Raw genomic sequence first — 18,506 nt, 5'->3', positions numbered from 1 at the left:
AATCCGCGAACTATATTAATAGTAGATACAGTGGAATAGTTCGTGGAGTGTGGCATGAGTGTCATATATAAAATTGCTTACTTACTCTTTCTCTCTTTCGTCTTCCTCGTATCTACAGGAGGAGAAGCAGTTGCAGGCAAATACCCTGCGACAATTGAAGCCCTGCAGGAACGTTATTCTGATGAGATTAATGCTCACCGAAAATACAATGCTTATGCAAAACAGGCTTGCAAGGAGGGTTACCCAAACATCGCCCATCTCTTCAAGACACTTGCCTCATCCGAGGCTATTCACGGGCGTAATTTCAAAAACATTCTGAAAAAACTTGGGGCAAAACCAAAAGCTGATACTCACCCCATAGATTCTGGCAGCACGCGCACCAACCTGAAACAGGCTGCAACAGTTGAGCGGGACGAAATTGATACCACCTATCCGACGGTACTTGCAAAAATCAAGGAGGAGAATCACCAGGATGCAATACGCAATATCACATATGCATGGAAATCCGAACAGCAGCACCGGGATTTGATCGTCAAGCTGCAAAAGGCTTCAAGTGCATTCTTCGGCCTGCTTGTAAAAAAAATTGAGGGCAAAGAGTCGCACTTTCATGTCTGCCAGGTTTGCGGCTCTACTCTTCTTGAGAAAACCTCAGAAAAATGTCCAATCTGTAGCCATACTGGCAAGTACAAAGAGATACCACCCCTGTCTGAAATCAGTTGCCCCGTCAAATAGCTGCAATTTCTGAATCTCTGCTAACGTCATAAACGAACAGTTGGCATGTTTGAAAGAAATCTGGCTATAATCCTGTCTTAATGAAAATGAGCAACCTGGTATTTCGTTTTGTCACAGCCATAGTGGTGCTGTGTTTGTCGCTACAAGCCACTGCAGCGACAGGATTGCAATGCAATCACGAAATGAACACGGATGAACAAATGCAGTTATCCGCTCACCCCTGCCACCAGGATATGGCTTCTTCCGACACTGACAAGCAACAACCCGTTGCTGATTGTGAGAATTGCCAATCCTGCCTGTTTCTCTCTGCACTTGGGCTGTTAGAGATGGAAGCTGCGGCCTTGCAGACATCCTCATCAATACACTCCTCTTTAGGCAATACACACTATTACCAGTTCAATCCTGAACTGTATCATCGACCTCCGAGTAGCATCACACTCAGCTAGTGTCAGCACTGAGCTGACACCAACCCCTGTTGAATTTTATTGGCTTTCCAAGCCCGAATAGGCCCGTGTGATGATAAAAACTTTATTACTACTGCTGTGTGTTCTTTTCCTGTCAGCATGTACAGAAACGAATGAACCAACCGAATCAGCTTCAGAAATAGCTTCCGAGACTGCAATGGAACATGCAGTCAAACACCTGGACCCGAAATATGTCTGCCCGATGCACCCGCAAATCGTCAAGGATGAAGAAGGGAGCTGTCCAATCTGTGGAATGGGCCTGGTTCCCAAACTCATCGACCCGGACCAGGGAAAGAGACCGACTGTCAGTGTGAAGGGGGAAGTCATCCAGAGCATGGGATTACGCACCGCTAAAGTCAAAACAGGGACGCTATGGCGATTTATCAAGACAGTCGGGAGAGTCGAATACAACGAAACCAGGGTTACACACTTGCATCCACGGGCCAACGGCTGGATGGAAACACTCGATATTCGATCTGAAGGGGAGATTGTCAAGAAAGGCGACAAACTGGGAACTTTCTATTCACCGGATATCCTGTCTGCCCAGATTGACTACTTCGTCGCCCTGCAACAAGTGGGAGACAAGCAAAACATGCGTATAGAAAAGGCTCGCAATCGACTGCGCATTCTTGGAATCGATGATGCCACTATCGCCGAACTGGAGAAAAGCCAAACGGCAAAAAACGATCTGCCTGTTTACTCGCCCAGTGATGGTGTCGTGACAAAACTGGGGGCGCGGGAAGGCATGTATCTTAAACAGGACATGGAAATGATGTCGATTGCAGATCTCACCAGTGTCTGGGTAATGGTAGATATATATGAACATCAGATCGGGTGGCTAAAAGAGGGCTTGTCAGCAGAAATATCAGTCCCCGCATATCCGGGAAAGAGCTGGGAAGGAGTCGTTGAATACATCTATCCGGAACTGGATATGAAGAGTCGAACACTGCGTGTCCGGCTCGAATTTCAGAACGCGGATCTGGCTCTGAAACCGAACATGTTTGCCGAGGTAAAAATCTTTGGCGGCCCACAAAGAGACACGACACTGATTCCTGCTGAAGCACTGATTACAACAGGTGAAAGAAATTCTGTTGTGACAGTTCTGGATGATGGCAAATTTCAGCCGGTTGATGTTGTTGTCGGGGTAAGAAATGGTGATGAAGTCGAGATTCTCAGTGGATTGAAAAGCGGCGACGAAATAGTGACATCGGGTCAGTTCCTGATTGACTCCGAATCGAGTCTGCAGGCCAGCTTTCAGCGCTTGTCCGGAGAGTAATCATGCTTGAAGGAATCATACGCTGGTCTGTTCACAACCGCTTTCTTGTACTCCTTGGCACCTTGCTGATTGTTGCCTGGGGTGTGAATGCAGTCAAAAACACGCCCCTTGACGCCATACCAGATCTCTCGGATGTGCAGGTCATCATCAAGACAAGCTACCCGGGACAATCCCCAAGGGTAGTCGAGGAACAGGTGACCTACCCACTGACCACAACAATGCTCTCCGTTCCAGGTGCAAACGTGGTTCGTGGCTATTCATTTTTTGGTGACTCTTATGTTTACATCCTGTTCGAAGATGGAACGGATATCTACTGGGCACGCGCCCGCGTCCTGGAGTATCTGAACCAGGCAATTGCTGATATGCCACCCGGCGTACAACCGCGCCTCGGGCCTGACGCAACCGGTGTTGGATGGATATACAGCTACGCGTTAACCGATAAAACAGGTCAGCACGACCTGGCGCAACTGACATCCCTGCAGAACTGGTTTCTGAAATATGAACTGCAGACTGTACCCGGTGTTTCGGAAATTGCGACCGTTGGCGGAATGGTACGCCAGTACCAGGTAGTGGTTGATCCCGAAAAACTCAGGGCCTTTGGCATCCCTCTCGCTAAAATCAGCAGTGCGATCAAAAATGCCAACCAGGAAGTTGGCGGCTCCGTAATCGAACTGGCGGAAGCCGAGTACATGATCCGTACCCGCGGATACCTGCAATCGCTTGATGACATAGGGCAGATACCAGTCTCATCAACAGCTGATGGCACACCCGTATTGCTTAAAGATGTTGCCACGTTGCAGATTGGCCCGGAAATGCGGCGAGTCGTTGCTGATATCGATGGCATGGGTGAGGTCACAGGCGGAATCGTGGTGATGCGTTATGGCGAGAATGCACTGACCACAATCGATGCCGTGAAGAAAAAACTGGATGAACTGAAACAGGGTCTTCCGGACGGTGTCGAGATCATCGAAACATATGACCGTTCAGACCTGATTCTCCGCGCTGTTGACAACCTGCAAGAAAAGCTGGTTGAAGAGTTCATCGTCGTGGCGCTTGTGTGTCTGCTATTCCTGTTTCATTTCCGTTCATCATTTGTTGCAATTGTCACCTTGCCAATCGGTGTACTCGCCTCTTTCATTATCATGGAACAGCAAGGCATCAATGCCAACATCATGTCACTGGGTGGTATAGCCATTGCTATTGGTGCCATGGTCGATGCAGCGATCGTGATGATCGAAAATGCACACAAGCATCTTGAACGTTACAAGCACGCGCATGGTCATGCACCTGAAGGCTCTGAACATTGGAATACCGTGATTCAGGCTGCAGTGGAAGTCGGTCCTGCACTGTTTTCCTCACTACTGATTATCACCCTGAGTTTTCTTCCCGTGTTTACCCTGGAAGCACAGGAAGGACGCCTCTTCTCTCCCCTCGCCTATACAAAAACATATGCCATGGCTGCATCTGCAGGCCTGGCAATTACCCTTGTTCCTGTTCTAATGGGCTACCTGATCCGAGGAAAAATACCGGATGAAAATGCGAATCCCCTCAACCGTTTTCTCATTTGGATATACAGACCGTTTCTCAACATGGTGCTGAAGGCGCCGAAAACAGTGATCTTCCTTTCTGGCGTGATGGTCGTCAGCCTGCTGATCCCGGTGAGTGGCATCAAAGGGGTTCTTGAGCCGCTGAAATGGCCCATACAAATCTACGCCGGCATCTCTAATGCCACAGATGATTCAATTGCACAACAAACGCTGAATAGCATTAACGAGACACAGAAAAGAATTGAAAAAAACTGGCGCAAAAGCTTTCGGGATACTCCGTGGCTGGCACGATTTTCCAGCGGCCTCGGCTCCGAGTTCATGCCCGAACTTGATGAAGGCGACCTGATGTATATGCCAACGACACTTCCGGGCATTTCCATCGGTAAGGCACAGGAACTGTTGCAACAGACCGACAGGCTCATCAAGAAGATCCCTGAAGTGAAGCAGGTATTCGGTAAAATCGGGCGTGCAGATACAGCCACTGATCCGGCACCTCTGACAATGATCGAAACACTCATTCAACTCAAGCCACGTGATGAGTGGCGGCCAGGTGTAAATCTTAAGACACTGATCGAAGAACTGGATGCAACAGTCAAATACCCTGGCGTAACAAACGCCTGGGTCATGCCGATAAAAACACGTATCGACATGCTTGCCACCGGAATTAAAACTCCCGTCGGCATCAAGGTTGCCGGCCCGGATATCAAGGAGATTGAACGCATCGGTCAGATGATCGAGAAGGTCGTCTCTGAAGTGCCGGGAACTGTTTCTGCCTATTCAGAGCGTGTTGCCGGAGGGCGATATATCGACATCAAACCTGACAGAATTGCTGCAGCAAGATATGGAATCAACATCGCCGACATCAACCAGGTTGTTGCTGCTGCAATCGGTGGACTGAATATTACAGAGACAGTTGAAGGACTTGAGCGTTACCCGGTTAACCTGCGGTTTCCACGCGAGCAGCGTGACAGTGTAGAAAAGTTACGTGAACTTCCGCTTGTCACTTCTTCTGGTGCGCAGGTGCCTTTGGGGCAGATAGCCAGCATTCGTATTGTTGATGGTGCACCCATGCTGAAAAGCGAGAATGCGCGGCTCAACGGCTGGACCTTTGTCGATATTCGCGATGTTGATCTGGGCAGTTATGTTCAGCTTGCCCAGCAGGCAGTTCGTGACAATGTAGAGTTGCCCGCAGGCTATTCAATTACATGGTCAGGGCAATATGAGTACATGTTAAGAGCACAAGAGCGGCTCAACCAGGTTGTGCCCTTCACACTGGTGATTATCTTCATCCTTCTATACATGACATTCCGCAGAGCGGGCGAAGCATTACTGGTTATGCTGTCACTGCCCTTTGCTCTTGTAGGTGGTTTCTGGCTGATATTCCTGCTCGACTTTAATTTCTCTGTTGCTGTGGGTGTGGGATTTATCGCACTGACCGGCGTTGCTGCAGAATTTGGAGTCATCATGCTCGTCTATCTTGATAACAGTCTCAAAGATATGAAACTAACCGGCCCGCTGACAAAAGAAATGCTCAAGGAGGCAATTATGGAAGGTGCCGTTATGAGAGTCCGGCCAAAGGCGATGACTGTCGCGGTAATTGTCGCAGGTCTGATTCCCATATTTATCGGTACAGGTACGGGTTCAGAAGTGATGCAGAGAATCGCAGCTCCCATGATCGGAGGAATGATCACAGCGCCATTTCTGTCACTGTTTGTCATTCCGGCGATATATTATCTATGGAAGCTGCGAACCATTAAAGCCGAGGCAGACTGAATGACTCTTGAAACAGTGCCAACCTGAAGGAAACAGAACTCTTGGAATATCTTTCTGAACTGGGTTATATCGGTCTTTTTGTCGCTGCATTTCTGGCAGCCACAATATTACCTTTAAGCTCCGAGGCGCTGTTAAGCACTCTATTACTCAGTGGACTCTCCCCTGTTGCATTAGTCATCGTTGCAACAACCGGCAATGCACTGGGCTCACTGACAAATTATGCGCTGGGCTACTGGGGTAGCAAGGAAGTGATAAAACAATGGTTGAAGGTTTCAGAAGAGGAGTTTATTAAAGCAGAGCAGCGTTTTGTGAAATACGGCCTCTTTTCACTCCTGTTTGCATGGGTACCAATCATAGGCGACCCATTGACCATGATTGCAGGGGTCCTGCGTATTCGCCTGTTGTGGTTTCTCATACTGGTCACAGCAGGCAAACTGATGCGTTACATCGTTATTAGCTACTTGATACTATAATCAGCAACAAAATATTGGACAGACATACAATGAAATTACTCACATATCCGTTATTCGCAGCATTGCTTGGCCTGTTTGCCCTGAGTATGCCTGCACATGCCGCAAGCCCGCAGGCAACTTTCAACGATCTGGATGGAAATCCGCGAACAGTAGAATCATTTATTGAGAAAGATAAGTGGCTGACTGTCATGATCTGGGCACATGACTGCCATGTCTGCAACATGGAAGCAGAAAATTATGCCCATTTCCACGAAGCTAATAAAAACAAGAACATCACCATGCTTGGGCTCAGCATCGATGGCCAGGCAAACAGAAAGAAGGCTCTCGGTTTTATCGGCGAGCACGACCTTCCCTTCCCCAACCTGATTGGCGAACCGCAAGATGTCATGCGCTACTACATGATGCTGACAGGAAACCAGTTCTATGGAACGCCGACTATCCTGGTTTACAAACCGGATGGGACACTGGCTGCAGCACAGGCTGGCGGTGTGCCTCCTGAGGTGATCGAGAAGTTTGTTAACGACAATAGCTGAATTGTAGGAGCCCCGCCCTCGGGGCGATTGAATGTGCCAATGCCATCGCGGCGAGGGCGCCGCTCCTACAGGATTCGATGCAGTTGTAGGAGCCCCGACCCGGGGCGATCAGTTTATCGGTCAGTAATAATTACTTGTTTGGCAATAACTTAACAAAAGACGATAATCTCTATAGGCATGTTTAACTCTAGAGATGTATAAATGAGCGACGAACCAACCACTAACAATAAAGATGATGAAGAGTTGGAAGCGACCTGGGAAGAACTGGGAGGAGCCAAAGGCTTGTTCGGGACTATCGCTCTTTTTTTATCCTTTACACTCATACCACTCGGAATTATCAATGCAGCAATCATTCTGTCGGATGGCAATCCACCAACCTGGACTGTTGCCACGGCATTTCTGTCAGCGGCTGTTATCGCCCTTCTGGGCTACTTGTTAACATCTGATAAATCAGTTTCAATATTTTATCTAGTTCTTTGTTTTTTATTACAAAAGTTTATTATTGTTGACATCTCATATAACTACGTCCAAAGCCAGAGAGTGGAAAACCAGTCCGTCGGCGACATGATCCTTGTCGATGAAAAGCGCCGTTTTGGCGACGCATACAACGGTTCAGCACAAACCAGTTTCAGCTGGTACAAGGTGACTAACGTGGCTGAATCCGGCATTACCTACATGGAGTCTTCCAGCACTTACAGTTTCGATTCCGCTATGAAGCTTTATGCCAATGAGCAGGTCAAGTACATGAATGAACCGGTGACGTACGCGCCGGACCTCTTCAGGACTGAGTACGATGAAAACTCCTCCGTCATGGTCGTCAGAAAGCACGAAGCAATAAAAGAGAGTTCAGACAACTAGGTAGACTATTTGACCAGGAATGCGGTCTTCGGAATCTCCGCAAGTAGTTCCCCTTCCCTCCAGACTCTTGCCTTCACACTGTGCTCTCCTTTCTGCAGTGGCCATAAGTACTCACCACCCCTGGTGATAATCTCTTCACCGTTGATATTCCATTCCACGGTCGCATCGGATGAAACACCCTGAATGAAAGATTCAAACGCCTGTCCCTCACCTGGCAATCGCGGATCATAAGCCATGTGCAAACCGTTCGTTGGCCTGCGCAGACGAATCGGTAGCTTGGTTTCTGCCACTTGATTACCAACTTCTGGTTCTGTACCGGGAACAAACCATTCCGTATAGGTTTTACACTGCCCGCCTGTTGCCTGAGGTTCACTTTTTTCAGTACAGATATCCTGCCTGACCAACCCTCTGTGGATCGGCAATGGTTTTGTCTGCTGGTATCTTGTCAGCTCTGAAAACACACTTCTGAGCAGCAAAGCCGGGCCAACTGAACCTGAAACACCCTCCATCGGACGCTGATCGAGGTTGCCCATCCACACACCAACTGTATAGCGATAGTTGAAGCCGACTGCCCAACTATCCCTGTAATCACTGGAGGTGCCCGTTTTGACTGCTGTTTGAACAGGAAAATTGAGTATGCTGTTCTCACCAAACTCCAACTGCCTGGCTTTCGGGTCTGAAAGAATGTGCCCAAGCAGTGAAGCAACCTCTCCCGACAAAACACGTCGTGGTAGTTGAGTATTCAGACCATCAGCAAATACCTCGAGCGGACGCAATACGCCCAGGTTGGCTATTGCCGTGAAAGCCCGCACAAGTTCATACAGGGTGACTTCACCATTACCAAGCGCAATACCATCACCATAGTAATCGGGATGCCTGTACAGCCCTTCAAATCCAAGCTTGCCCAGGTAACCCAGGTACTCTTTCGCGCCGACATACTGCAGTGTCTTCAGCGCCGGAATATTGAGTGAATTGCCCAGTGCCTGCCTGAGCGTGACCGGTCCGTAGAAGGAGCGACTGTAATTGTTGTATGAATGCAAACCATGACCAACTGACTCGCTCAGCGGAGAATCATCAATCACGGTGGCAGCTGACCATCCTTTCTCAAGTGCGAGTGAGTAGAGCATCGGTTTGAGTGCAGAACCTGGCTGACGAGGTGCAGTAACCGCATCGATAAAGCGGCCCGGCGTATCAGCAGCGCCCTTCCCTGCTACCACCCATGCGAGAATCTCACCACTACTGTGGTCAACAGCCAGCACAGCGCCATTATTCACACGCTTTGCAGCAAGATGGTTCAACCTGTTGTCCAACATGGTCTGTATGCGCTGCTGGAGTGTTGCATCCAGTGTTGTTCTGACATACGGCCAACCGGCAGACTCAAGCAACGGGTGGCGTTTCACATGCCGGATGAATTCAGTTGCGTTAACCTCGAGTCGTGGTGCCTGCAGTTCAAAAGCCTGTGCAAGCAGGTTCTTGCTCTCTTTGGCTGATATCAGCTCCTCCTGCACGAGACGACTGGCAAGACGTGTAATACCTGCCTCGATTCTGTGTGTATCCCTCCACAAATCCAGGCGGCCCGGCGCACGCACAAGAACAGCCAGCGCCAGCATCTCTTTTCTGCTTAAGGTATCAAGGTCGCGGTTGAAATAGTAACGTGCAGCCTGCACAACACCCCTGCGATTCGCAGCATACGGTACCTGGTTCAGGTAGAACTCAAGGATTTCATCCTTGGAGAAATGCTGTTCAAGCATTCCAGCCTCAAACCCCTCAATCCAGCGCGACCAGACAGTACGCGGACGTGGATGAATCATGCGCACGGCCTGTTCCGTTATCGTACTGGCACCACGGACTGAACGCATCGCCTTGAGGTTGGCGACAACTGCCGAACTTCTCGCCAGCCAGTCAGGGCCTGCATGTTGATAGAAACGCTTGTCTTCCGAGAGGACGAATGCGTGCCTGAGGAACTCGGGCACCTGGTGCAGTGCCACCCTGTCGTGGACATTCCAGCTGTTTTGATAGGTTCTGTTGAGAGGTTCGCCGTTACGGTCGAGGATTTGGACGTGTTGGCTGTCGGAGAGGATTGATTTGAAGTTTTGCGGTACTGAATGTAGAGAAGTGGCTGTGAAGTATGCAAGTAATAAGGCAGCTAATATCACTGGCATGATGAATAACCCTTGATGGCGGAATCGCGGACCGTTTTTAAATCGCGGCGGGGACGCCCCTCTTACAGGACTCAGTGCGGTTGTAGGAGGCCCGTCCCCGGGACGCTCAACCATTTACTCCCCCACCTTCAGCTTGCCCGGAAGCCCCATGCCGAAAACATCCGGCTCATACATCTCCTCGGCGTGTACTGGCATGCGGGTGAAGTCGCCCTCGGCTATCGCCTGTGCCGTGTATGACAAATGGTAATTCCCTGCAGGCAGATAATCCGAATAGAAACGCACTGAATCATGACGCAACTCCTGGTGGTAGAAATTCCAGAAGGAGGTATCGAAATGCTGCCAGTCATCAAACTGTAAATACCAGGAACCGCCTGCCGCCTCGAAGTCACCTTTGTTGGCATCCACCAGCGAGGTTGTTGCCAGGTCACGATTGAGTGGCTCAAGACCTCCAGGAACAGGATCGTCGACCACTACAAAATTTCGTGCCGTTGGCGTAGAGACATAGATATCCACGCGTACCAGTTCTCCGCGATTGATGTTGCTCTCACCACCTTCTAGCAGAACCCACTTGCCATCACGTTCGACACTGTACTCCTTGCGGATATCAATGCCTGCATTGTGACGCTCGGCATTTTCATCCAGTGATGCATAACTCATGCGAGTTGCATAATAGAGCCTGCCGTCGCCCTCACGTGAAATGGTGACAGTTCGTACAGCACCCGGGTCATCTGCTGTGATCAGATGAGTGAACGTGGCTGCATCATCACGCAGATCGGAAAAAGCATCCTGCCCGATCAGTTTATCGTCCATCGCAACCACCACAGTCATGTCCGGCTTCACGTTTTCATAACTGCGTGAATACTCAATCAGGCTGTTCATGCAGAAGATATTCTCCTGGGTATTCTCCCAGTGATCGCGATTGCCACGCGACTGCGTGATACTGCGCAGCAGTTTGAATGGAACATCACCCACCAGCTCGGCACCCGCTTCATTCTCGCCATATTGTGTCATGGCAGAAAGAACGCCACAGTTGCCTCGCAACGGCGTTGCCAGTATGCGCGAATAACCGTCGTCGAGTTCCTCGTTAAAGCTGAACTTGCCACCGGACTGGCTTGATTGAGCAAGGATCATCGTCGTGACCTCTTTTGCGATCTCATCTGCACCTTCAACTTTCAATGCAGCCTGCAGGTAATGCGACTTGCCGAACAGGCTCATCTGCTGGACGTGTGGAAAATAACGCTCTAGATCGGCCAGGCTCACCTTGCCATGCTCAACGAGCGCAGCGAGGGCAACCGCCCTGACGGTTGATGACATGCCGCCGGAATAGTAGCTCGGTACGGCATCCTTTCTGAGCAGGTTCTCAAGATAGGCGTGCAGCGGTTTTTCGACCGCATCAGGAATGCCGTAGTTGCTCGCACGCAGCCAGTTGAACGCGAGAGCCGTGTAGGCGCTCAGGTAGGGGCTGACATACTGATCCTGTGGCTTGAAATAGGCCATACCGCCATTCGGCGCCTGGAAGTTGGCAGCCTCCTGCAATATCTCACCCGGCAGCTTCTCGCTCTCGGCCCAGTTGAACTCATCCGGAAGATACTCTTTCAGATTCATATAGTGTGATGCCATGACACCCTTGGAGAGCTTCTGCTCCCAGCAGGTATAAGGATAATCGCGCATATAGCCAAATGCGCCATCCACATTGCCTATCACCGTGGGTGACAGGGTAACAGACAAGTTGCCAACATCAGGAAAGATCTTTTCAGGAAACTTGAGCGACTCCGTCACAATCTCCTGTGTCGTCGTGCCATAGTTTGCCGCGGTTTCCAGCGCACGACGTTTATATACCGGTACACTGTGTTCAATTGCATCACCATCCATGGCGTCAGACGCCCTGGCAATGAAATCGATAGAGCCGCTGCTGCTCTCCCTGCTCTGTGCCACTGTAGTTGATGAGACCGGCAGGAAGACCAACTGGCGTTTATACGGATCAAGGTGAACAGTTTTACTGAGCTCTTCAGGCGCCTTCACATTGCCACTGGCCTGGATGGTTACAGTGATATCCCTCGCCTTATCAGTGCGGTTCATGACACTGAAACCGGCCTGGAATGTGTCGCCCTCTGTGACCTGGTTGGGCATAACCGGACGAATCTCGGTGGGACGATTAACCTTGAAGTTGGCGTCGCCCAGTCCCATACGGTCGCTTGGGGTGACCGCGATAGCGAGTATGCGCCAACCGGTGAGGTTGTCCGGCACCTCGAACTCAATCGTGGCATTGCCTTTGCTGTCTGCCTTGATGGAGGGATTCCAGTAGCCCACATATTTAAACAGTGTACGCATGCTGATATCTGCGCCACCATCACCACCCGGATTCGCACCCTTCTTCTCGAACTTCTGGCGGCCGACAAGACGTGTCAGCAGGCTGTAATTCTGCATATCCAGCGAATCCAGCGTATAGAAACCGTCATAAGGATCAAAATAGCTTGTTCCGCCCCGTATCAGGTCCAGTACTGCCTCGTCCAGTACGGCCACGGCGATTTCGATATCCTCATTTTTATCCCTGTGTTTTGGCTGCGCATGAATCTTTGCCGTGACAATGTCGCGCGACTTGTAGACTTCCGCATCCGTCTCGATCGAGATATCCATCTGTTTATAGGGATCATTGACCGGCACTTCGAGATAACCGATTTTGAAAGCCGGTTTACCCAGGTCAACTTCACCAAATGCCGGTGGTGGTGCTGCAACACGCGGTGAAACAACAATCACCGAGAGATAGAAACCGGGCATATAATCCTTCTCGATTTCAAACTCGATCACGGGCGTGCTGCCTTCCAGCTCCTGCACCCATGATTTCAACACACCATAACGCTCAACAGAGACCAGCGCCTGCGCACCCGGATAGGGGTTCTTGACCAGGTATCGCGCCTTGTCGCCAACCTGGTATTCAGTTTTTTCCGGAATGACCTGCAGCGAGTTATCGTTCGGCGACCGCCATACGACACGGCCCTTGCCTGCTACCCATACCTCTGTTTCAGTCGAATGACTGTTTCCTTTCGTATCCTTAATTGTCGCGGTGATTTTGTATGTTCCCGCCTCTTCGGGAATAAAGCTGCAAACAAGCGGCTCAAAGATCGACATATCCTGGCAGGTGCCCGAGGCGATCCACTCATCGATATACTTGGTGACATAGGCATTACCAGCGCCCTTGACCTTTGCAGACCTGGTTTGCAGGCGCTCAATTTTCAGTGTTACGGGAATACCGGCAGCAGGTTTACCGCGGTCATCAACAACGAGATATTCAATATCCGCCGCTTCATCCTCGTTATAGAGCCAGCGGGTCTGCTTGAGACCAACAAGACGGTTGACAGCAATATAGTCAGCCCCGCTGCTTGTCGCTATATACTTGCCGCGATCATCGCGTACGGCGCTCTCCACCGTCAGGCGTCCATAGACGATTTCCTCTGCGGGGAGAACAAATGTATGACTCACTTCGCCCTTGTCACCGATGTTGTCTTCCTTCTCGAACAGGGTCGTCCACAGTTCCTCATCGAAGCTGTCGAAGGTGAAGCCATTGGCAAGAGGATGTTCAGAAGAGAAATGCGCTGCTCTCAGTGTTGCCGTGATTCTCGCCTCGGCATCTGTATAGGCACCACCGGAATGGAGCCTGGCAGAGCTCAATACCTCAATCTCATCCTCAGGATGGAACAGGTCACCATTGAGACTGTTAACGACCTTGAATGGTGATGGCGTGAAATCACTCACCAGTACGCGCAACGGACTCCATGAATAGATCTCGGTGAAACTGGCACTGAGAAAGAAGTCATACCAGCCGACTGCTGCATTCTTGGGGATTGTATATTCACCACTGAAACTGCCGAACTCGGAGAGCGTGATATCCGTGATCTCCTCAACCGTCACACCGGCGGGATTAATAATCTGCAGGGTGTAGGCCTTGTCAGGTGCAGGCACAAAACTCTCGTTATCCTGGTCACGTACATAGAGCTTGTACTGAATGGTATCACCGGCACGGTAAGTACCCTGCGCGGTTGTTCCCCATGCATGCATATGACCATATTCGAGGCTGGGGTCAGCCCACAGGGTATGGCCGGATGCTCTGTACTCATCGACCGAGAAACGATAATCCAGCGGCATCAATGCCATCTCGCCATCCTTGTCGATGCGCACGAAGAAGTTTTCACACTCATCCCCTCCGCACCAGCCAAACTGTTCAAGTGAAGGATCGAGCTGTTGTGAACCTTTCAGTGATACGAGACCTGATGAATCGGTCTTACCCTTGTCCAGTTCTTCAAAGCCCGGAGAAAGTCCATTGGGTGTGTCCTTGTAGATCTGTACCCGCGCTTCCTCGACCGGTTTTCCCGTGGCAAGATCCGTAACCCAGATCAGCGTATTGAAATGCCCTACCTTCACATGGACCTGGTAAGGCGTGACACTGGCAAACAGGTTGCGTTCCTCGTAGCCCCTCTCCAGGTGTGGCAATGTTGAAACAATACCGTTGACTGCACCGCTTTTGCCATCGAGCATCTCGCGTACACCCATGGGAACCGCGAACTGGATATCGTCAGCCATATCCACATCTCTGATCTCTATCGACTCCCCTTCCACAAGACCTTCCGGTGTGAGCTTGTCGTAGTAGAAGAAGCTGCTGTCGAGGTTGGTGACATACAGCGGCACGTCTGAATCTGCCTCTTTTTCCAGCACGGCTGTTGAGTGAGTCAGTTCAAAATTGGGTTTGCGATGATCGGTGAAAAAGGTCAGGTCAATCGGCGCTTTCAGTTTGCGGCCAAATTCATCCTGCAGATCGGCTGTTTCCGTAGTAATGCTGTACTGCTGGTCTGCCTTCAGAACCTCTGGCAGGTGGATGCGAAAATTACTCTCCTGGTAGTGATCACGATCCAGGTAGGAGTCATCTTCCCGGCTCGCCCATGGATCATAATCATCTCTTCCGCCAGCCAGGTCCGGTGTGAAACGCAGATGCTGCTTGATTTGCGAGGTCAGAACGGGCGCACTGAATTCGAGGTTAGCCCATCCGAGTGGATTACATTTTTCGAGATCATGATCACTATCTTCAGTAAACAGGATTTCGAGGCCTTCATTATCGACACATGAGAAACCCACTAATTCAAATTCCGGGTAAATCATGTGATAGTCAATCATCCGCTGTTCGACTCCCCGCTCCTCTCCCAAAGCAGAGACAAGTCCGGGGATTACCTTCATTTCAACGCGCGTACCCAGCGGCAGCTCTTTCTGTGGTGTCACCAGCCAGTATCTGCGTGCCTCTTCTTTCGTACCAGGAGTGAGATGAGGATCATTTTCGTCGTATGGATCCTTCTCGACTTTCAGATATTCGACGAGTAGCATTTCATCCGTCACACTGGTGGGATAAACGTAGGCAATACGTGTCTCTACTGAAGCTTTTGTGACCGGCTGATCAAATGACAATCTGATGACAGGCGTTCCTGGTGTGAGCCACTCGCGGAACGAGGCATAACGCACATGCGGACGCTGGGTGATAAAAGTGTGTGTATGGTTTTCGCTAATGGTGCTGCCATCCTCGGCCTGAATACCGGGGCGCATGGTCACTCTGTACCTGGTCGCTTTCGTGAGACGGTTTTCGTCATCCAGCTGGCAGGCTAGCGCACTGGTATTGATCCAGCGCCAGTGGCACTTCAGTGCCGGTGTGATGTCGACGGGAATTTCACTCGCGTCACGCTCCATACGGCCGACAGGAACCACGGGGCGATTGAACTGGAATACGACCTGGTTGCCAGCCGGGACATCCTCACCACCGGGCGTCACGCGGGTTAGCTGTAAAGTTGTCTGCTGACTGGCGTCTGCAGAGTCGAATGTAGCAAAAGCTGGCTGCGCAGAAAGAGAGAAAAAGAGAAGAAAAAAAAGAAAAGACTTCATAACCACCCACGACCGTCTTGATGAATAGTGACTATGAATAGCATAGGCCAATATCAGCAGTGGGGGTATTGGTGATGTCCCTAGTTGACGGGAGCTAAACTGGGCTAGATATCACGTCTTCCCAAGCTATAAAAAACGTCATCCCTGCTCTCTATCCCGTCATCCCCGCTAACGCGGGGATCCGAATGTTACACAATATTCAGATCCAGGTTCTCCGCTACGCTGCGACCAGGATGACAAACCAATAAACTCAACACCCAACCCAAAAGCCAACCCACTCCTTAAAAGCCATACCACTATCCGACAAGGCGCCTGCATCCGGCAGCAACTTGCGAACATCCAAATTCGCATCAACCGCACGATGGTCGGTCGCGGCCGGTGTCACGCGCAGCCCTTGCGCCCTGAAATGACCAATAGCACGTGGCATATGCGCAGCAGAAGTCACCAGGAGAATATGATCGATACCCTGCTTGCCAAGCGTCTCTTTCACTTGTGCAGCATTCTGGCGGGTATTCAGGCTGGCCTTTTCAAGAATTAAAGCCGATTTGGGCACACCAAGATCACGCAGAAAAATCGCCATCGATTCGGCCTCGGCCAGGCCGCCAAGACAGCTATCAACTCCACCACTAAGAAGAATCGATTTCACCTTGCCCTCTCGATACAGACGTGCCGCATACCAGGCACGATCAGATGCATCATTCAGATCAGGTGCAAGTCGATGCGGCAGTTTGGGTGCTGCAATGCCACCACCAAGTACCACTGCAACCGGCGCAGATGCCAAATCAGCCATGGGTACAGGCGGATACTGGCGTTCAAGTGATGCCAACAGGCGTTCACTGGCTAATGGAGTTGACCATATATAGAACCATGCCAGGGCAACAACACCAAAAAAGTTCGCACCACGACGCCAATCTTTCATTGCAAGCAACAGGGCAATCAAGCCCAGCAGCAAGGAGAAACCGAGTGGTGCAATCAGTAAAGCCGCAGTTTTTTCGATCAGGAACATAATCTTTTATTCCACTAAATAAACAATCATACTAATCCTGCTGGAAGGATATCTTGCAATCAATTAACCAATTTTTTAGTAGTAACTGACAGCTCAAAACCACATGCATGGGCATAGCTAACTAGGGTTGACCAACCTGGATTACCATTCCCCCTTTCAAGTCGACTGATATTACTTTTTTGTGTCCCCATGCGGACAGCCACTTGCTCTTGAGTGAGTCCCGCTTTACTTCGCATAGAGATCAACTTATCGACAAGATTAAACTCATCTTCAAGCTTGTCATATTCAGCTTTAACAGCAGGATTTGAAAGTGCGCGTTGCTTCAAATTCCGAAGACTCATGACTTTTTAACCTCGTTTAAACGTACTCTTGCGAGTTCAATATCTCGCTTTGGCATCTTCTGTATTTTTTTCACAAATGCGTGAAGAACCACAATGTGTCGTCCGGTTAAGTAACAGAATAAACCACGACCAATACCTTCTTGAGCTTTCGCCCTGACTTCAAACAGCCCATTTCCAATCGGCTTTGTATGTGGTGGACCAAGATTTGCTCCATGTTTTTCAATCAACTCCAGTAGTTTGATCATTCTGGCCTGAATCTTTGGCGGCATCTCCAGAATTTGGTTTTCCACACCCTTATAAAAATCAAGCTTCCATGCCATTCAATACCTCTCCTTGATAAGTTATCATATATGATAACTACTACTCTCCAGATTGTCTATTCGTCATTACCATCATTCCGGGCATGACCCGGGATCTACCAAAACAGACCACCTAATACACCGCCCCCTTCTCCCGCAACAACTCATATATCGACTCAGCCATCTTGCGATAGCCTACCTTGTTGAGATGGATCTGGTCCGCTTTTAACGAGGGCGTATGCAGCAGATCAACAACCAGGGATTCATCAAACACCAGCTGGTGCTCGTCTGCCAGCTCCTGGTACAAAGGAACAGATTCGGAAAAGAGACTCTTCTTTGGGATACCGAAAAGAACAACCTGAACACCACGCCTTTTTGCTGCCTGGATCATCGCACCCAGATTGGCTTTTATCGAAGCTTGATCGCGGTTTCTCAGAATATCGTTACCACCCTCGATGAGCAGCAGCAGATCGGGAGAGTGACGATCCAGTTCAGAGGGTAATCGCTTAACGCCTCCATCAGTCGTTTCACCAGAAACACCTGCGTTAATCACCGTAAGACCGCTTAGTTCGGCAAGTACCGACGGGTAACTATTCTTCTTGTCTGCGCCCTTGCCAACCGTCAGGCTGTCACCAAACGCCAGTATGGTTCCATCATGACCGATTGAATTGAGTTCCGGTGAACTGCAGGCGGTAAACAGCGCCAACAGAAACAGAACCAGGGCTAATCGTTTTATTTGATTCATTCATCACCTCTTACAACCAGGCCCGCCTGTAGCAATTTTTCATATAGTGCATCCAGGTCAGACTCCAACTGCTCAGCACTGACTTCATATTCACTCAGAATCGTATCAAATATTGCTTGTGGGTCACCGCTCTCACGGATCAGTTGCCAGACACGCGTACCGATTTCATCCAGACCGAAAGAGACTTCGCTCTCCAGATCAAGCAGAACTGTCTCATCGCTGACTTCCTGTGCCTGCACGTGAGATGGAATCAGCAAGTGGCTGTTAAACATCGCTCACTGTGCGCCGTCAGTCCATGTGAGACCAATTGACCTGATTCACTAAGAGACATATCTGCTACTTTTAACAGAAGTACAGGAGTCTCGATATGAGCATGTC

General features: G+C 50.0%; 14 protein-coding genes. 7 read left to right on the top strand and 7 right to left on the bottom strand.

Features of this window, described 5'->3' with window-relative positions:
- The first annotated feature begins 54 nt into the window (after positions 1-54).
- The 7 genes from BOW06_RS12415 to BOW06_RS12390 all read left to right on the top strand — a co-directional run bounded on the left by BOW06_RS12415 (position 55) and on the right by BOW06_RS12390 (position 7,656).
- Positions 55-732, top strand: coding sequence for a rubrerythrin family protein (locus BOW06_RS12415; protein ID WP_078453624.1), 678 nt, complete (start codon positions 55-57; stop codon positions 730-732).
- Between the two features lie 80 nt (positions 733-812).
- Entirely contained in the window at positions 813-1,178 is a 366-nt protein-coding gene (locus BOW06_RS13115) for a hypothetical protein (protein ID WP_144078514.1), read from the top strand.
- A gap of 175 nt (positions 1,179-1,353) precedes the next feature.
- Entirely contained in the window at positions 1,354-2,472 is a 1,119-nt protein-coding gene (locus tag BOW06_RS12410) for an efflux RND transporter periplasmic adaptor subunit (protein WP_230209752.1), read from the top strand.
- A 2-nt stretch (positions 2,473-2,474) separates the two neighbouring features.
- Positions 2,475-5,792, top strand: coding sequence for an efflux RND transporter permease subunit (locus tag BOW06_RS12405; RefSeq protein WP_078455066.1), 3,318 nt, complete (start codon positions 2,475-2,477; stop codon positions 5,790-5,792).
- Between the two features lie 41 nt (positions 5,793-5,833).
- Complete coding sequence (locus tag BOW06_RS12400) at positions 5,834-6,265, top strand: YqaA family protein (RefSeq protein ID WP_078462862.1); 432 nt, start codon at positions 5,834-5,836, stop codon at positions 6,263-6,265.
- Between the two features lie 29 nt (positions 6,266-6,294).
- Positions 6,295-6,798, top strand: a complete 504-nt coding sequence (locus BOW06_RS12395) for a peroxiredoxin family protein (protein WP_078453620.1) — start codon at positions 6,295-6,297, stop codon at positions 6,796-6,798.
- 201 nt (positions 6,799-6,999) lie between these two features.
- Positions 7,000-7,656 carry a ZIP family metal transporter gene (locus tag BOW06_RS12390; RefSeq protein WP_078454820.1) on the top strand — a complete coding sequence of 219 codons (657 nt, stop codon included), beginning with the start codon at positions 7,000-7,002 and terminating at the stop codon, positions 7,654-7,656.
- A 5-nt stretch (positions 7,657-7,661) separates the two neighbouring features.
- Here BOW06_RS12390 and BOW06_RS12385 read toward each other — a convergent pair whose 3' ends face one another.
- The 7 genes from BOW06_RS12385 to BOW06_RS12355 form a co-directional block, all read right to left on the bottom strand.
- Positions 7,662-9,818 (bottom strand): transglycosylase domain-containing protein, encoded by a 2,157-nt coding sequence (locus BOW06_RS12385; protein WP_230209778.1) that lies wholly within the window; start codon positions 9,816-9,818, stop codon positions 7,662-7,664.
- Between the two features lie 114 nt (positions 9,819-9,932).
- On the bottom strand, positions 9,933-15,737 hold the full coding sequence (locus tag BOW06_RS12380; protein WP_078462861.1) for an alpha-2-macroglobulin family protein: 5,805 nt from the start codon (positions 15,735-15,737) through the stop codon (positions 9,933-9,935).
- 250 nt (positions 15,738-15,987) lie between these two features.
- On the bottom strand, positions 15,988-16,743 hold the full coding sequence (locus BOW06_RS12375; protein WP_078454818.1) for a YdcF family protein: 756 nt from the start codon (positions 16,741-16,743) through the stop codon (positions 15,988-15,990).
- Positions 16,744-16,802: 59 nt separating this feature from the next.
- Entirely contained in the window at positions 16,803-17,084 is a 282-nt protein-coding gene (locus BOW06_RS12370; protein ID WP_078453615.1) for a helix-turn-helix domain-containing protein, read from the bottom strand.
- Positions 17,081-17,404 carry a type II toxin-antitoxin system RelE/ParE family toxin gene (locus BOW06_RS12365; RefSeq protein ID WP_078453614.1) on the bottom strand — a complete coding sequence of 108 codons (324 nt, stop codon included), beginning with the start codon at positions 17,402-17,404 and terminating at the stop codon, positions 17,081-17,083. Before BOW06_RS12365 ends, BOW06_RS12370 begins: the two co-directional genes overlap by 4 nt.
- A 112-nt stretch (positions 17,405-17,516) precedes the next feature.
- Positions 17,517-18,128 carry an arylesterase gene (locus tag BOW06_RS12360; RefSeq protein WP_078454817.1) on the bottom strand — a complete coding sequence of 204 codons (612 nt, stop codon included), beginning with the start codon at positions 18,126-18,128 and terminating at the stop codon, positions 17,517-17,519.
- Positions 18,125-18,400, bottom strand: coding sequence for a PqqD family protein (locus BOW06_RS12355; protein WP_078453612.1), 276 nt, complete (start codon positions 18,398-18,400; stop codon positions 18,125-18,127). The genes BOW06_RS12360 and BOW06_RS12355 overlap by 4 nt, the downstream gene beginning before the upstream one ends.
- Positions 18,401-18,506 lie beyond the last annotated feature (106 nt).

It is taken from the genome of Solemya velum gill symbiont (assembly GCF_002020255.1).
Taxonomy (GTDB): Bacteria; Pseudomonadota; Gammaproteobacteria; order Chromatiales; family Chromatiaceae.
Note: the sequence above shows the minus strand (reverse complement) of the source record. Positions and strands in the feature narration are given on the sequence as shown.

What these genes read in the sequence shown, in the direction of transcription:
- BOW06_RS12375 (WP_078454818.1), bottom strand. Translation starts at nt 16,743, where the DNA reads ATGTTCCTGATCGAAAAAACTGCGGCTTTACTGATTGCACCACTCGGT.
- BOW06_RS12360 (WP_078454817.1), bottom strand. Translation starts at nt 18,128, where the DNA reads ATGAATCAAATAAAACGATTAGCCCTGGTTCTGTTTCTGTTGGCGCTG.
- BOW06_RS12395 (WP_078453620.1), top strand. Translation starts at nt 6,295, where the DNA reads ATGAAATTACTCACATATCCGTTATTCGCAGCATTGCTTGGCCTGTTT.
- BOW06_RS12415 (WP_078453624.1), top strand. Translation starts at nt 55, where the DNA reads ATGAGTGTCATATATAAAATTGCTTACTTACTCTTTCTCTCTTTCGTC.
- BOW06_RS12365 (WP_078453614.1), bottom strand. Translation starts at nt 17,404, where the DNA reads ATGGCATGGAAGCTTGATTTTTATAAGGGTGTGGAAAACCAAATTCTG.
- BOW06_RS12380 (WP_078462861.1), bottom strand. Translation starts at nt 15,737, where the DNA reads ATGAAGTCTTTTCTTTTTTTTCTTCTCTTTTTCTCTCTTTCTGCGCAG.
- BOW06_RS13115 (WP_144078514.1), top strand. Translation starts at nt 813, where the DNA reads ATGAAAATGAGCAACCTGGTATTTCGTTTTGTCACAGCCATAGTGGTG.
- BOW06_RS12390 (WP_078454820.1), top strand. Translation starts at nt 7,000, where the DNA reads ATGAGCGACGAACCAACCACTAACAATAAAGATGATGAAGAGTTGGAA.
- BOW06_RS12355 (WP_078453612.1), bottom strand. Translation starts at nt 18,400, where the DNA reads ATGTTTAACAGCCACTTGCTGATTCCATCTCACGTGCAGGCACAGGAA.
- BOW06_RS12385 (WP_230209778.1), bottom strand. Translation starts at nt 9,818, where the DNA reads ATGCCAGTGATATTAGCTGCCTTATTACTTGCATACTTCACAGCCACT.
- BOW06_RS12370 (WP_078453615.1), bottom strand. Translation starts at nt 17,084, where the DNA reads ATGAGTCTTCGGAATTTGAAGCAACGCGCACTTTCAAATCCTGCTGTT.
- BOW06_RS12405 (WP_078455066.1), top strand. Translation starts at nt 2,475, where the DNA reads ATGCTTGAAGGAATCATACGCTGGTCTGTTCACAACCGCTTTCTTGTA.
- BOW06_RS12410 (WP_230209752.1), top strand. Translation starts at nt 1,354, where the DNA reads ATGGAACATGCAGTCAAACACCTGGACCCGAAATATGTCTGCCCGATG.